The sequence below is a fragment of the Leptolyngbya boryana PCC 6306 genome, from assembly GCF_000353285.1.
GTDB classification, from domain to species: domain Bacteria; phylum Cyanobacteriota; class Cyanobacteriia; order Leptolyngbyales; family Leptolyngbyaceae; genus Leptolyngbya; species Leptolyngbya boryana.
Map to the genome: position 1 here is coordinate 5,516,410 of NZ_KB731324.1, position 14,848 is coordinate 5,531,257.

19 protein-coding genes are annotated in these 14,848 nt (G+C 44.8%); 11 read left to right on the forward strand and 8 right to left on the reverse strand.

What is annotated here, in order from left to right; all coding sequences use genetic code 11:
- Positions 1–8: 8 nt before the first annotated feature.
- From LEPBO_RS0127510 to LEPBO_RS0127525, 4 genes are all read left to right on the forward strand, one after another.
- Complete coding sequence (locus LEPBO_RS0127510; protein ID WP_026148965.1) at positions 9–632, forward strand: ATP synthase subunit B family protein; 624 nt, start codon at positions 9–11, stop codon at positions 630–632.
- Positions 633–816: 184 nt separating this feature from the next.
- Positions 817–1,095, forward strand: a complete 279-nt coding sequence (locus LEPBO_RS0127515; protein ID WP_017290812.1) for a helix-turn-helix domain-containing protein — start codon at positions 817–819, stop codon at positions 1,093–1,095.
- A gap of 174 nt (positions 1,096–1,269) precedes the next feature.
- Entirely contained in the window at positions 1,270–1,881 is a 612-nt protein-coding gene (locus LEPBO_RS0127520; RefSeq protein ID WP_017290813.1) for a hypothetical protein, read from the forward strand.
- A 138-nt stretch (positions 1,882–2,019) separates the two neighbouring features.
- Complete coding sequence (locus tag LEPBO_RS0127525) at positions 2,020–2,277, forward strand: hypothetical protein (RefSeq protein ID WP_017290814.1); 258 nt, start codon at positions 2,020–2,022, stop codon at positions 2,275–2,277.
- A 6-nt stretch (positions 2,278–2,283) separates the two neighbouring features.
- Here the strand turns inward: LEPBO_RS0127525 and LEPBO_RS0127530 are convergent, their stop codons facing one another.
- Positions 2,284–2,496 (reverse strand): hypothetical protein, encoded by a 213-nt coding sequence (locus LEPBO_RS0127530; RefSeq protein WP_017290815.1) that lies wholly within the window; start codon positions 2,494–2,496, stop codon positions 2,284–2,286.
- A 334-nt stretch (positions 2,497–2,830) separates the two neighbouring features.
- On the opposite strand from LEPBO_RS0127530, the gene ssuE reads away from it, so the two are divergent.
- The 4 genes from ssuE (at position 2,831) to ssuC (ending at position 6,676) form a co-directional block, all read left to right on the forward strand.
- Positions 2,831–3,394, forward strand: a complete 564-nt coding sequence (gene ssuE / locus LEPBO_RS0127535; protein WP_017290816.1) for an NADPH-dependent FMN reductase — start codon at positions 2,831–2,833, stop codon at positions 3,392–3,394.
- Positions 3,395–3,853: 459 nt separating this feature from the next.
- Complete coding sequence (locus tag LEPBO_RS38470; protein ID WP_017290817.1) at positions 3,854–4,207, forward strand: uroporphyrinogen-III synthase; 354 nt, start codon at positions 3,854–3,856, stop codon at positions 4,205–4,207.
- 765 nt (positions 4,208–4,972) lie between these two features.
- Entirely contained in the window at positions 4,973–5,776 is an 804-nt protein-coding gene (locus LEPBO_RS0127550; RefSeq protein ID WP_017290819.1) for an ATP-binding cassette domain-containing protein, read from the forward strand.
- Between the two features lie 87 nt (positions 5,777–5,863).
- Positions 5,864–6,676, forward strand: a complete 813-nt coding sequence (gene ssuC, locus LEPBO_RS0127555; RefSeq protein WP_017290820.1) for an aliphatic sulfonate ABC transporter permease SsuC — start codon at positions 5,864–5,866, stop codon at positions 6,674–6,676.
- Positions 6,677–6,803: 127 nt separating this feature from the next.
- On the opposite strand, the gene LEPBO_RS40405 is transcribed toward ssuC, so the two are convergent.
- Positions 6,804–7,751 carry a hypothetical protein gene (locus tag LEPBO_RS40405; protein ID WP_017290821.1) on the reverse strand — a complete coding sequence of 316 codons (948 nt, stop codon included), beginning with the start codon at positions 7,749–7,751 and terminating at the stop codon, positions 6,804–6,806.
- Positions 7,752–7,784: 33 nt separating this feature from the next.
- Positions 7,785–8,348, reverse strand: a complete 564-nt coding sequence (locus LEPBO_RS0127565; protein WP_017290822.1) for a hypothetical protein — start codon at positions 8,346–8,348, stop codon at positions 7,785–7,787.
- Between the two features lie 389 nt (positions 8,349–8,737).
- On the opposite strand from LEPBO_RS0127565, the gene LEPBO_RS0127570 reads away from it, so the two are divergent.
- From LEPBO_RS0127570 to LEPBO_RS38480, 3 genes are all read left to right on the forward strand, one after another.
- Positions 8,738–10,462, forward strand: coding sequence for a serine/threonine protein kinase (locus LEPBO_RS0127570; protein ID WP_017290823.1), 1,725 nt, complete (start codon positions 8,738–8,740; stop codon positions 10,460–10,462).
- 29 nt (positions 10,463–10,491) lie between these two features.
- Positions 10,492–11,310: a M15 family metallopeptidase gene (locus tag LEPBO_RS41230; protein WP_026148967.1), complete on the forward strand. Its 819-nt coding sequence runs from the start codon at positions 10,492–10,494 to the stop codon at positions 11,308–11,310.
- A 274-nt stretch (positions 11,311–11,584) separates the two neighbouring features.
- Entirely contained in the window at positions 11,585–11,842 is a 258-nt protein-coding gene (locus tag LEPBO_RS38480; RefSeq protein ID WP_017290825.1) for a hypothetical protein, read from the forward strand.
- Here the strand turns inward: LEPBO_RS38480 and LEPBO_RS45130 are convergent.
- The 5 genes from LEPBO_RS45130 to LEPBO_RS45140 form a co-directional block, all read right to left on the reverse strand.
- On the reverse strand, positions 11,822–12,049 hold the full coding sequence (locus tag LEPBO_RS45130) for a P-loop NTPase (RefSeq protein ID WP_017290826.1): 228 nt from the start codon (positions 12,047–12,049) through the stop codon (positions 11,822–11,824). The genes LEPBO_RS38480 and LEPBO_RS45130 overlap by 21 nt on opposite strands.
- A gap of 229 nt (positions 12,050–12,278) precedes the next feature.
- Entirely contained in the window at positions 12,279–12,461 is a 183-nt protein-coding gene (locus LEPBO_RS0127590; protein ID WP_017290827.1) for a hypothetical protein, read from the reverse strand.
- A gap of 10 nt (positions 12,462–12,471) precedes the next feature.
- Positions 12,472–13,524 carry a sulfonate ABC transporter substrate-binding protein gene (locus LEPBO_RS0127595; protein ID WP_017290828.1) on the reverse strand — a complete coding sequence of 351 codons (1,053 nt, stop codon included), beginning with the start codon at positions 13,522–13,524 and terminating at the stop codon, positions 12,472–12,474.
- A 345-nt stretch (positions 13,525–13,869) separates the two neighbouring features.
- Positions 13,870–14,373 (reverse strand): dienelactone hydrolase family protein, encoded by a 504-nt coding sequence (locus tag LEPBO_RS45135; RefSeq protein ID WP_263970841.1) that lies wholly within the window; start codon positions 14,371–14,373, stop codon positions 13,870–13,872.
- Positions 14,374–14,414: 41 nt separating this feature from the next.
- A complete protein-coding gene (locus tag LEPBO_RS45140; RefSeq protein ID WP_263970842.1) occupies positions 14,415–14,696 on the reverse strand; it encodes a dienelactone hydrolase family protein in 282 nt (93 codons plus the stop codon).
- Between the last annotated feature and the right edge of the window lie 152 nt (positions 14,697–14,848).

Below are 14,848 nucleotides of genomic sequence, written 5' to 3' on the forward strand. Positions count from 1 at the left end.
AGAACGTCATGAAATTTCTCAGACTCGTATTGGTTGGCTTGATAGTATTGATGAACTTTGAGATCGCCCCTCCTTCTTGGGCTGGCAAAGATTTCACGAAAGGTGCTGACTATACTGAAGTCACCCAAGAAATGACTCAACTGCTACAAGCACAAAATACTCCCGAACAACTCGGCTATACTCAAGAAGCTTTGCAGCAAAGATTAGCAGCTCTGCAAATTCAGCAGCAGATTATCCGAACAGCATCGAAGCGCGCACAATGCCGAAATGCTACCAATCACAAACTAGCAGTCTATGCCAATCTTCCCAAGAAAACCCCGACTTCGATTTACTTCTTAGAACCTGGCAAAATCACTGACGATGATTGGGATTGCGATGGTGTCTATCTACCAACGGGTACAATCGTTGCAACAAATCCGACTGAACCAAGCCAACCTCTAACCACACCGATTGCCTTCAAAATTGTAGATGGCACTCAGTTCGTCACTAGCACGAATTTTCAAACGGGTGCGATCGAATTTAATGTTCTTCCTGCAAAACAATTCCATGCAGGTGAAGTAGCATGGGCAATTCCAAACTGGACACAGGCACAGATTGATGCCAATCCCGCGAGTCAAGAAATCTTAGATTAAGCAGCGAGTTTTTTGATTTAACAGCGATCGTTCATCTTATAACGATCGCTGTTTTTGCTTTTTTTCAATCAAATCTAGTGATTGATTTAATAGCTAAGAATATTTGCTGTTATCAATGATGTACCCTAGATTGAAGGAGTATCTTAGAGAACATTAAGCCTAGCTCTACAGAGCAGTTCTACCCATGCCCCGCCCTCGCATCCAGATTGCTCCTCATCTCACTTATGCAGAGATAATACACTGCCTGGAAACTTGCCAAGATTCAAAAGCTAAAAATTATTGGACTGCGATTCAACTCTTGAGCCATCCTACTGAACCGATGACTGTAGAACAAGTCGCTGCAATGCTCGGATATTCAACAGACTGGGTGCGGAAACTTGCAGGTCGATACAATCGATTAGGCTCGATCTCACTCTCAGAAAAGCGTCGCAATCTCAGAAAAAGATCCTCAACCACTTTTTAGCAGAATCGCTCGTCTTGCATCACTTAGAATTATCATTTCCACAAATAAGAGCATTTGATTCTATAAAATCCCTTCACTATAGTGAAGACATGCCAGCTAAAGCACAGCACAACAGTCTGTGAGCCTTGATTTCTGTGCTTTGGTTACAATCTTTTCATCACTAGGATCAACAGTATGAAGCTCTTCAAAATTGCGCTGTTCGTAGCTATCTTACTCGTGAACTTTGCGATCGCATCTCCGTCTTGGGCAGATCGACCAAAAGCAACTAAAAACGCAGACTACATTGAAGTCACAAAAACGCTTGATCGTCTCTTGCAAGAGCAAGAATCCGACGGCGCAACGCCAGCACTCAAGCAACAAATTGATGAATTAAAAATTCAGAAAGCTGCGATCGCATCAGGAATTACATGGGGACAGTGCAGCAACGAAACTGGAAGCACCCTCGCAATCTACGGTTCTGCACCCGGCGAATCATCAAAGTCTGCGGACACCCTCTACTTTCTCGCAGATGGACAAATCACACCTGACGGATGGGATTGCAGTGGAATTTACTTGCCCAGTGGAACCAAGTCAGCAGAAATTGACTCAACCAAGCCTTCAGTGTTCAAAATTATGGATGGGACTCGACTCGTTGCAAAACGCAACTCTGAGACTGGAGAAATCGTGTTCAATGTTCCATCTATAGCAGATACGCCAGCCGAAAAAATGTCAATTCCGAACATCTCTCAAGCGTTCATCGATTCTCGAATTCCGAGTTCATTGTCTGCTGAACCGCTCGACGACTGATTTCGCTTTGACGTGGGGTAGTTTTCGGAGTAGTTTTCGGGGCAGTTTTCAAAGCTTTCACTAAACTGCCCTTGAATCCGAACTCTCGCCACAAATTAGCTTACAATCAGATACTTAACACTTTACCGCTATCGAAGTATGAACGATCTATTAACTGTGGCAAATTCGCACACTCTGGTAGTGATTGCGGCGATCGTTGTCTCGTTTTTGCTGCTGAAACTCGTTTTTAGGATTTTGAATAGCGGAGCAGGATTAATTTTAACGATTATTGCGATCGTTCTAGGCTTGCAATATTTGCTTGGAATCAGCCCGAATCAACTCTGGAGTGAGATCACTCATTTGCCCCAGGAATTGATTCGGCTCGTCGAGAATGTTCAATTACCAGAACTCGGTTAGGTGGCATTATTTGGGAAAGAACGCAGAGTCGGAATGCTGATTGCGCCATTTCAGAAATGCCTCAACCGTTGAAAAGTACTGAACAATTTCATCGAGTCCTCCAGGTCTACCTTTCAGATAGCCTTCTAGATAGGTCGAATCTTGTCGCTTGGGGAGAGAGCCAGCATCACGATCGCGTTGTCCCTCTTGATAACGGCGTTCTCTTAAATGCTCAAACATACAATGTCATCATTAATTAACTTACAATTTCACTGTAGACATTCCAGTTCATAACAGCAAATATTCTTTTCTCTTAAAATCATCAATAAAAGTGATGAATTACAAAAGAAATCGAAGTTTCTCCGCAGGCTCTTGTTACCGCTTAATCAACTTATGCCACTGCACCAACTCCAGTGCTTGACAAGAACTGTTTTGTGAGTCCATCTAGATTTTCAGAATTTGTATCAGAAGTACTTTTGTCAAATTTTGATCTGTGAAATACTAGCTTCCTAAGTTGCATAGTCCGATAAATCGACCAATTTATCGTAGATTATTAAATTAAGGAGTTAATCGGATGACTTATGTTTTAGCGATCGCGGGAAGTCCCTCTCATCCATCAAGAACCTACAGTCTCTTGGAAACTGCGGCTCAACGGCTAGAATCAGCTTCGATTGAGACAAAAATCCTCTCCGTCCGCGATCTGCCTGCGGAAGTACTCGCATTTGGACAATATGACAGTCCAGCTTTGGAAGAACCGAAAGCCTTGCTTGAAAAAGCAGCAGGCATTATTATTTCGACTCCAATCTACAAAGCGTCTTATACAGGCGTTCTGAAAGCATTTTTAGATTTACTGCCTCAGAAAGCGCTCGTTGATAAAATTGTCCTGCCAATTGCAACCGGAGGAACGATCGCTCATCTGCTGTCGATAGAATATGCGTTGAAGCCTGTTTTATCTGAACTTGGAGCGCGTCACTTCATCAGCACAGTTTACGCAGTCGATAAGCAAATTCAGCGACAGCCTGACGGATCGCTGCAACTTGACAAAGAAATTGAGCAACGCTTGGAACAGTCATTGCAAGAGTTGATTGTTGCGATTCAAAGTGCAACGACTCCTCAAGTGCTAGCTCATATCAGTTAAAGCTAGACGGTGTTCTCCTAGCTTATTGGTAGCAGGTGAATCTACTCCTTTTCATCTGCTGCTTTCTCTACTGAATATAATGATTGCTCAAACACGAATACAACATCCTGGGCAGCATTAATCCTTAAGAAACAATATCAAACGACGTGCGATCGCTAGCTTTAAGTTAGCGATCGCTTTTTAATGAGCATCACTTCTACTTATCATTCTAACAATCAGAAGTATTTGCTTTTATTAGTCTCCCCGTATACATTCAAATTAGCAAAATTAAATAGCACTCATGACAGAGGGATTTGGATTACTGATTAGAGTATTCCAAAGATAGACCGAAGAATTGTCTGAAATTGCTTGAGGCTTTTCTTTGATCGATTGTTCTTAGCTAGTTAGCCCGTTCGGGGATATTTCACCTTGAGCGGCACATTTCTGTTTGTGTTTATCTCGACGATTAGGAGACAAATTATGAAGCCTGTTTTTGGCAAATGGTGTGCTACAGCACTATCACTCATTATAAGTTCAGCAGGTGCGATCGCGATCTCATCTCCCAGTTTCGCCCAAAGTATTAATCAAACTCCACCGATCACGCTCGTGCATCTTGCTCGGCAAGGTTATCTTCAAAATCAAGGAATTCCTTCTGGATCAGACTTAGTGCAAGCGATCGCAACTGGCACCATTACGCCTGAGGCACTCATTCAAGCCGGAATCCAGAACAATCTAGTTCCTTCAAGCGCTTTGAATGATCCGGGCTATATCAATATCGTTCAAGTCGAATTTCAAGATATTTTGCAGAGAAATCTACTTTCTTCTGGTAGCTAGTTCGTTGAAGAATCTATGTCGGGATTTCGGTCAGCAGAAGCTCAAGTCTTGCCTAAAAACATCTCAAATCTAAAACGCAAAAGCAAGTCTTTTTGATTCTCTCGTGTGGAATTCGCTCTTAGATCGAGCACACCGAAATCCCACATACAAATCAGCAATTTTTTTCATCTCGACCGCTTAATCCCAGAAGATTCTGAGTCCAACATTGAGGCGATCATCTCCACATCAGCCTGATTCAGAATGATAAATGATGCAGTTTGAACCGATTCAATGCGATCGCTCACTCCTCCCAATCAGCACTCACAGACATACCCGCTTCAAATTCTGAATTGAATTTTCGCCACAGATGAAGCAAATGACGACCCGAGAGCTGCTACAACTTCAATCATCAGTAAGCTTGCTATCACACCATTCTTGCTTGGCTCAAGACTCTAGGATCAAGGCAGCACAGTAAATAGAAAGCCTGAACTTCTAGCTCAAACGAGTTTGCCAGAAAGGTTTGAAGGAGTAAAACAACGGCAGATCCATTCAGACGAATTGCACAAAGCTAAAAAACTTCAAGGATTTGTAACACAGTATACTCATCTTCCTAGCGCAAATGTGGAAGAGTTAAAAAAGAGAAACTACAATATCTCTACCAACTTACAGTGGTTTAAAGAATTAAGCAACTTCTTATCGCCAAATTACCGACCCAAGCCATTTCAGTGAGACCAGTATATCTTTCATCATGAGTCTTTTTTTGTTGAACTATTCCGGGAGATTTGAATGACATCAGCAAATCATGGAATTCATCTCAAGCTTGAAAACCTGAGAAAATCATTCCATTCTCAAGAAGTTTTACGAGGCATTGATCTCGAAGTATTACCAGGGCAATTTGTCGCGATCGTCGGTCGAAGTGGCTGTGGTAAAAGTACCTTATTGCGCCTCATCTCTAGCTTAGTTCCTCCAACAGAAGGAAGTGTGCTGCTGGATGGACAACGCTCACAACACCTCAATTCCGATGTGCGGATGATGTTCCAGGATTCGCGTCTACTGCCTTGGCAACGCGTCATTGATAATGTCGAACTCGGACTGATTGCCACGAAGCATAAGTCTCATACAACTTCGAGACAGAAAGCCAGAGAAGGATTAGTCTCAGTTGGACTCGGCGATCGTGGAAAAGAATGGCCTGCTGTTCTATCCGGTGGGCAACAACAGCGGGTTTCCCTTGCTAGAGCATTAGTTAGTGAACCGCGTCTATTATTGCTCGATGAGCCTCTTGGAGCCTTAGATGCGTTAACCCGTGTAGAAATGCAGAGTTTACTAGAACGACTATGGCAAGAGCAGAAATTTACAGCATTCTTGATCACGCATGACGTGGAAGAGGCAGTAGTCCTTGCTGATCGTGTAGTTCTGATCGAAGACGGTCAAATTGCACTAGATATTTCAGTCGATTTACCTCGTCCTCGGCAGCGCGGAAATGCGGTCTTTGCCAAGACTGTAGAAACTCTAGTACAGCGTGTGTTGGGAAAGCACGAGCAAGAATGGTCTAAAGCAGAAGTTGCCCAACTTGAAACAATTGCGAAGTGAATGTACAAAAAAGCTGCTTAAGTCCTGAAGCTGAATAACGCAGATGAATCGAAATCTACTGATCGTATCTTTAACGAGAATAATTCTATGGGTCAACAAGCACTAAGAACAGAATCGTTTAAATTGTCATTAGGAAACCCGCAAATTCGGGCGTTTTTACCGTGGGGATTTCCGATCGCAGTTCTCATTCTGTGGCAAGTACTCTCTTCGATTGGAATCATTCCAGCTAGAGTACTCCCTTCACCTTCTAGTGTGTTTCTAGCTGCGTGGAATTTGATCCTATCTGGTGAATTGCTGAAACATATTACAATCAGTGCAAGACGAGCGATCACTGGATTCATTATTGGGGGCGGGATTGGCTTTATATTAGGTGTACTCAACGGTTTGTTTCCGATTTCAGAAACCTTGTTTGATACAACCTTGCAAATGCTACGAACGATTCCGAACCTGGCATTGCTTCCACTCGTGATTTTGTGGTTTGGAATTGGCGATGAAGCACGGTTATTCTTAGTATCGTTAGGAGTACTATTTCCGATTTACCTCAATACATTTCATGGAATCCGCAATGTTGATCCTGGATTGATTGAAATGGGTCGGGTCTATGGCTTGAAGCCACTGCAATTGTTTTGGAAGATTATCCTTCCAGGTGCAATGTCTTCGATTCTAGTCGGAGTACGTTTTTCACTGGGAATTATGTGGCTGACTTTGATTGTTGCAGAAACGATCGCGGCGGATTCTGGCATCGGCTACATGGCAATGAATGCGCGGGAATTTATGCAAACAGATATTGTCGTTCTGAGTATTTTGCTTTATGCATTGTTTGGGAAATTAGCAGATGCGATCGCAAGAGCATTAGAGCGATCGTGGCTCCGATGGAATCCAAACTACAAAAACGTTTAACTTTCGAGTGCCTCACCAAGCCCATCCAACCTCTGCATAACTGGATGGGCTTTTTTTATGCTGAAAAGCTATATCTTAGATGCTGCATTGATGAAATCTGATCGTTAATCAATTTGAGAAACTACCTTTATGGTTTTGCTTCAATAAACCAGCGCCATACAACCCTTTCAGCATTGGGATTATCCTGGGGAATCGTAGACACAACCAGTAGTTCTCCATTGTTGTTAACAAACTCAAAGCGGCAGGGTGCTTGACCTGTGCCAGAACAATCTTTTACTTCTACATAACCTCGTTCTAAAAGCATTCTCACAACTTGTTCACGACGGTTAGGAGGATCGCCCTGAGTATGCGGTTGCCAGCCTTGATCGATTAGTTTTTGACGAGCTTCGGAGTAAGGCATATTTTCAGTTAGCCCCAAGGTGTTTACATGGATTGGAGAAGCTGCCGAAGTTACGTTCTTTGTGGATTGTAATTTTTGAGTCAACTTCCAACAGCCATTTTGGTGCTGAAAAATGTAAGCGCCCGGATTTCCATAGGTTTGTACGATTTCTTCAGACTCAGTTCCGGTGACATCTCCGGTGTATCTGTACTGTGCTTTGATATAGTTCACGCGGAATGTATCTGCGCTTGTTCGATCGATATCAAGCTTGAGCCGAGTATAGGGGCTATTGTCTACACTCGATGGCACCAGTTGAACCCAGCGAGTGTCTACTAAATTGATGCTAAATTCATCATCTCGGCGACGCAGAACTTCTAGCACCTGCGCAGGATTGTCGTAGTCTCGAACTTCAATACGATCGGCAGTATACATCGCCCGCAGATCGTTACCGTGTTCATCTTTGCCGAAAACGAATTTCTCAAAAAAGGTTTCATATTCAGATCGATCGCAGAACGCAGGTAGATTTGGGCGTTGTGTAATTTGAGCTTCAGAGGTTGGCTCATTCGATCGAGGAACAGTTGCAGATTTAGGAATAGGTGTGGAGCTAGATTGTGTTGCGACTGAGGAGGGAGTGCTTACATTACAAGCTTGAATCAATCCGATGAGAGCGAGCGGCATCAATTTGTAAGAATTCATGATCGTCATGTCGTGAAAAGCTAGAAAATCAACTTAGACCTGTGGACAGGCAACTCCTTTTGTGCTGATTGGTTCAATTTTCTCAGTCTTCGTGTTTGCTCTCCATGCTCGATAAATCGTTGTGCGAATATCGTCATGGGTTGCTTCTGCGATCGCAAAAATTTCTCGATCGTTCACGCCATCCAATCGACAAAACGCATAATGCAATTCTTGTGATCTAGGAAATGTTGGTAGCTCCATGACATCAACCACCTGCACAGGAACGGCCCCGCCGCGATCCCATTTGAGAACCTTGGTAAACCAGATCATTCTGGTGTTTCCTCGCTGCACGAAATCAGCCCGATATCGTCCCCCTTTCACTACCCAACCGCCGTTATCTTTGAATCCGGTTGGAAGCTGACGATAAGTTAGCCCAATGTACGATCGCAAGTTTGATCGAGAAAAAGATGAGGCTTGACCCAGAACAGGTTGAGCGACTAGCGGTAGTTGTGTGCCCAGCATGATACCTGCAATCAAGGCAACTCCAAGAAGAATGCGATCGTGCATTTTGAATCTGTTATCGATCATGGTTTGACTGAGTTTTGATTGAGCGGTCATCGTTTTACTTAAATCTTTGAATAGGTCTAAGGATTAACGCTAAGGAGGTCATGCAATTTTTGAGTTGAGTATGTCGTCCGGAATCGGATTCACCGACCAAACGATAAGTTCCGCAATGAGTCTGAAGATTGAGAATCCACACCCAACCACCCAGGAGAAATTGCGCGACCGCTGGAGATCAATTCATCGCGATCGCTGATGGAAGACAGGACTGCCCGATATGTTCACGAATTAGGCGAACACTTTTACGCTGCAAAAATCACCGCTTTTCTGGATTAGAGATCAATATTTTTTCGTGATCTAGCTTTTTCAGTGGGGAACACTACTCGACAAAAGCCCTCTTCAAGCACGAATTTCCATGACGATTTCTCTCTATCTGAATCACCGCGATGTTAAATCTCGACAGAACGACGTTACCACCTTCGCTTCTGAATAATCGCTATCAAGTCTTAGGCGTATTAGGCGATGGTAGCTTTGGCATGACCTATTTAGTAGAAGATACACTGATGCCTTCGGCACGAAAGTGTGTTGTAAAACAGCTAAAACCTGTGAGTGACAATCCACAGGTGCATCAAATGGTGCAAGAACGCTTTCAACGCGAAGCTGCCGTTCTAGAGAAACTCGGCGAGAACTACGATCAAATTCCCCGTCTCTATGCCAACTTTGTCGAAGGCAATCATTTCTACCTAGTTGAAGAATGGATTGATGGAGTCACCCTAACTCAAAAAATCCAATCTGAAGGAATATTGAACGAAGGAACAGTGCGAGAAATTCTCTGTGGGATACTGCCTGCGATCGCACATATTCACCGTCATCAAATTATTCACCGCGATCTCAAACCGGACAATATCATCCTGCGGAATAGCGATCGTAAACCAGTCTTGATTGACTTTGGTGCAGTGAAAGAAACAATGGGAGCAATCATCAACTCTCAAACGAACAGTTCACATTCGATCGTCGTTGGTACTCCCGGTTACATGGCATCTGAGCAGCTTGCAGGACGCCCCGTTTATGCAAGCGATCTCTACAGCTTGGGAATGACCGCCATCTATTTACTCACAGGTAGACAACCGCAAGATCTCGATTCTGATCCACGCACTGGAGAGATTCACTGGCAGCATTACGCTCCAATGATTAGCCCTGGATTCGCAGCAGTACTGAACCGATCAATTCACATTAATCCTGCTGCTCGGTTCGCTTCGGCTGAAGAAATGCTCACAGCAGTTCTTGCATTAGGAAGCAGCACTTTACCGTTTGGTCATATGCAGCCTGCAAACATGATTGCAGCAGCTCAACCACTTCCGAGCATTCCTCACACCCAATTTAATTCAACCTCAAACTTTTCATCTCCACACTCTCAAATGACACCTACTTCAGCTCCAGGCAGTGAATGGAAAAAAGCAGTCATCACTGGCGGCATCATCGGTATCAGCATTCTAGGCGGAGCCTTGTTGCTCAAAAGTCAAATTCCAGGCGTTTCAACCGAAGTCAAACCATCTGCTTCTCCTAGTCCCGTTGCTTCTGCGTCACCCAGTCCATCGTCGAGTCCTGCTCCGAGTGCAGCAAGCTCACCGAAACCCTCTCCGACTGCGGCAGCCCCGGCTCAACCTACCATTCCAGCTTTAACTCAGGTTACCGATACCAATGCCACGATCGTGGGTGAACCAGGCGCAAAGAACATCCGCTCTGGAGCAACAACCAGTGACCGTGTGTTGTATCGAGGCATTCCCGGCGATCGCGTTCGGATTATTGGGACTAGTCGTAATTCAGATGGGCATCCTTGGTATCAGATACTGTTACCCGATGGCGGTACAGGATGGATTGCGGGTCAACTCGTCAATCCAGATCGACCGATTGTTCAAGCTCCAGTTTCAACTCCCGTACAATCGCAGTCTTCTGACACGAATGCCACGATCGTCGGGCAACCGGGCAGCAAGAACGTTCGGAGTGCGCCAGGAACGGACAATAGTGTAGCGCACATTGCTTATACAGGCGATCGGGTTCGCATCCTCGACATCGGAAATGATTCAGGTGGCTATGTCTGGTACAAAGTCTACTTCCCGAATTCTGGCGCGATAGGCTGGATTGCCGAACAGTTAATTCAACGAGATTAGTGATGAACTTTGAGTGTAAAGAGGTCTGAATGAGGCAATCTTTTCTGTCTTCCCGATCGCTGCGATTTATGTTGATCGCAGTGCTAAGTGCGGGGTTTATTGTCTTTGTCGGGTTAGGACTTGAATCTAAGATGGCTTCTTCAGATCCTGCCACTCAAGTTGTGCAGCCCCCTCAGCCTCAGTTCTCAGTGCCGCCTCAGAGACAGTCTCCTCCGATCGCGGTTACATTACCGCGTGAAAAGAGTGTACCTTCCGTTCCAACAGTTCCACCTCCACCCGCTATCATTCTCTCGCAACCCAATCCTGCCCCCGTGACGGTAAAAACGGCTTATGGTCATCTGCCGTATGCGGAAAATGATGCCATTCGCTTAGAAGTTGTGGGTCAGTATGTGCGCGATGGTTACGCTCGTGATGAACGATTAGATATAGAAGCTGCTCAAGCCTTTCGCCAAATGGCAAAAGCGGCAAAGGCTTCGGGGGTCTTACTCATGCCACTCTCCGGATTCCGCGAGGTTTCAGTTCAAGCAGAGCTATTTGCTCGCCAGATCGAGCGCAAAGGCAGCAAAGAAGAAGCAGCAAAGTGGAGCGCGCCCCCTGGACATAGCGAGCACCATACTGGATATGCGATCGACATTGCCGATCAGCAATCTCCTGAGAGTGATCTTAAGATTAGTTTTGAAGCTACTCGTGCTTATCAATGGTTAGCAGCGAATGCCGTTCAGTACGGGTTTGAGTTATCTTTTCCGCCCAATAACTGGCAAGGAGTGAGCTATGAACCTTGGCATTGGCGCTATGTCAGAAGTACCAGAGCGCTACAAGTGTTCGCAGCAGCAAAGCGTCCTCAGTAGTTTAAGAACACGAGAATGAAAGAGCTTGCAGAGAAGTCACAAGCCTAAATGAGATAAAAGAGCATTAATTGTGAGAAGTGGGAGATAGGGAGCAGGGACATCATTTCAGATCTTCACCCTATCTCCCTATTTCCCATCTTCTTATCAGATTGGATCAACCCCCTTCAGAATCCCAAAAAGTACGGCTTGACAGGCTTCTAATTGATTCGTACACTTAATCTACGATAGATCTATCGAGTTATGCTAGATTAGTATCCCCTGGACAGAGGTAAAAATGACGATTTCTACTGACTATGATCCTGCTTCTCCTGTGAGCCTACCTACCGTAGAAGAGCGCGCGCTTAGTTCTGTATTAAAGCTTGCTCCAGCACGTCGCTCATTACCAAGCTGGGTCAAAGCTGAGATGAACTGGGTGCGTCGATTGTGGTGGCATACGAAAGCCTATGGAACAATTTTGGGTGTGGCTCTCTTGGCTGGTGGAAGTATAGTTGTGTTGCTGTTTCATCGAAAATTACGGCAGTTGTTTCGATGAGTTATTTTCCTGAAACGTTGCTTTGAAACCTTGCTCAAGTTGCATAAAAGTCTGACCTGCTGAAGAATTAGGGGATGCGATCGCAATCGGAGTTCCGGCATCTCCACCTGACGCACCTTGTTGTTTGAGTGCAGCAGCAAGATTGACCGCGATCGTAGATTTGCCAACGCCACCTTTCCCGCTCGAAACTGCGATCGTTATTCTCACGCCTGGAATTGTGCAGAGTTGAATATCAACCTTCTTACACTACTCTAGGCGAGAGAGGATCGTTTGGATTTAGTCTTGTAAATTGTGCTGATGGCAACCCACATAGAGCCGTAGACCAACGTAATCATCAATAATCCGCAAGTTTCACACCATGCCTAAACTCACAATGTCATTGTTCAGATCTGGTTCAATGACTTGCTTGAGTAATTGTGTAACTTCTTGAGATTGATCAGGTATTGGCAGCAGGTTGTATCACAGCTTGAATTTTTTGAATCGATCGTTGAGTATAAATGCAAACATCTCGTTCTGGATTTGCTTGTTTCGCCTTGAGGCCTGCCATTGGTCCGGCAGTTCCACCATCAATCACCAGCACATTTGTCTGCAACCACTGAGTTTGAATAGAGTCTGTCATTGAAAATTCCTCACAGTCCATTAGAAACGGCTTCTTTCACCGCAATTTTCTTAGGGATCAGCTTGATATCGTGAAATGCATCCGCGATCGCTTGTTGCTTGGTAATCACTTCATTCGTCAAAGGCAGTACACCATACTCTCGACGTTTTTCCGCTTTTTCCAAAATTGCTGCATCAATCCCAAGTTCAGGCGATAAGAATTTTGCAACTTCTGCCGGATTACTCTTTGCAAAGTCGCTGACTTTCTTGACCTGCTCTAGCAATGTTTTCAGAGCTTGTGGCTGTTTCTCAATAAAAGATTGAGCCGCGAGATAGTAACCCCGATTTGGCGCAAGTCCAGTCGCATCTTGGATGATTCTTGCTCCTGCTGATTCTTCTGCAACCGCAAGATACGGATCCCAGATCGCCCATGCGTCTACATTTCCACCTTCAAATGCTGCTCTTGCATCCGCAGGTGTTAGAAAAGCTGGGGTGATGTCGCTATAGCTCAATCCAGCCGACTGCAAAGCGCTGATCACCAAATAATTTGTATTGGAACCTTTTGCAAAAGCAACTTTCTTTCCTTTAAGATCCTGAATTTTCTGGATTGGAGAATCTTTGCGAACGACGATCGCTTCTGCTTTCGGACTCCAAGGATCATACGCCACATATCGAACGGGCGTACCTGCTGCTTGAGCAATGATAGGCGGAGACTCGCCCGTGTAACCAAAGTCGATCGCGCCTGCATTCATCGCTTCTAGCATAGGCGGGCCTGCTGGAAACTCTGTCCAAGTCACAGAACCTCCTGCTCCAGCAAGCGCTTTTTCTAGCTCACCTCTGGATTTTAATAAGCTCAGAATGGTTGCGGCTTTCTGATAGCCGATTCTGATCGCCCCTACATTTGCAACTGGACTTGCTGTATTGCCTGAAGGCGCAGACGTGGTTGAAGGATTGGAAGAACAAGCCGCAACCAAGCTTAAACCCAATCCGATCGTGAACAAGAATGTAAACGATTTTTTAGCTTGCTGTCTAAATCTCTTCGGCAATGTCTGAAAAAAAGATCGCACGTTGAACTGGGTGAACACCGCTAACTCCTTAAAACAGATGACAGGATGTAATACGCAATACCCGGTAGTCCAGGTATATTCGCTAAATCAGAATCTACTGTGAATCAGTAGAGATATTGTAGATTCGGTTCAACAGTATTGCATAAATCCTTCTGGGAAGACAAGACTTGTTCACTGATTAAGAAAATCGCCATAATGACGATTCTTTAATCTTTTAGCGATCGTATTTATAGCGCATTGCCGTAATCGATCCTTTCTTCAGTTGAAGCCACACGCGCAGCACTAGAGTAAATTGTGCAGGTCGAATCGAGGCGCGTTAGGTTCGAGGAGAAGCACTAGGTCACAAAATTTCTAGCTCCTCCATCACACTCCATGTTGTTTGAACCAAGCTTGCAAGCGTCGCCAAGCATCCTTTGCTTCTGCCTCACGATACGAAGGACGATAGTCAGCGAAGAATGCATGAGGCGCATCTGGGTAAACGATGATCTCAGATTTGCTAGAACTCGATTTAAGACGATTACGCAACGTTTCAACTGTATCTAACGGAATGCCTGTATCTTGTCCTCCATAGAGTCCGAGAACTGGAACAGTCAAAGCCGAAGCAATATCAACTGGATGCTTGGGAGTGAGCGGAGTAGAGTTACCGACAAGACGCCCATACCAAGCCTCGCCCGTTCTTACATTTGGATTGTGAGCGGCATAAAGCCAAGTAATCCAACCTCCCCAGCAAAATCCTGTTACTGCGAGTCGGCTCTTATCTCCTTGACCAGATTTAACTGCCCAGGCTACTGTGGCATCGAGATCAGAGAGCACTTGAGCATCGGGAACCTTAGCAACGATCGAGCGAATTTCTTCAATGTTACTCAATTTGGAAACATCGCCTTGGCGTGCAAATAGTTCAGGCGCGGTTAGCTTCGCTGTGCTGAAGGCAACGCTAAATATCCCAACTTAGCAAACCGCCGAGTAATGTCTTGAATATGTTCATGGACACCGAAGATCTCTTGAATTACGAGAACAATCGGAAAGTTGCTGCCAGTCGCAGGAGCAGATCGATAAGCGGGAATTGTTCCATCTTTAACAGGAATGTCGATCGCTCCGGTTACTAAGCTTTCTGAATCTGTTTTGAGCGTTGCGCCTGAAATGGGTTGGACAGCAAGGGCAAACCCTGTTGCAAGTGTGGCTGTTGTCATAAATTTGCAACGAGTAATCGGGTTTCATTGTGCCTGTTCTCTAAACAGTGAGTCGCCAAATGTACTGAAGAAGAAAGAGTAAAATCTCTATCTAAAAAACTAATTAGATTACCTAACATTTCGTTTCAATAATTATGTCGCCAAGAAGACTT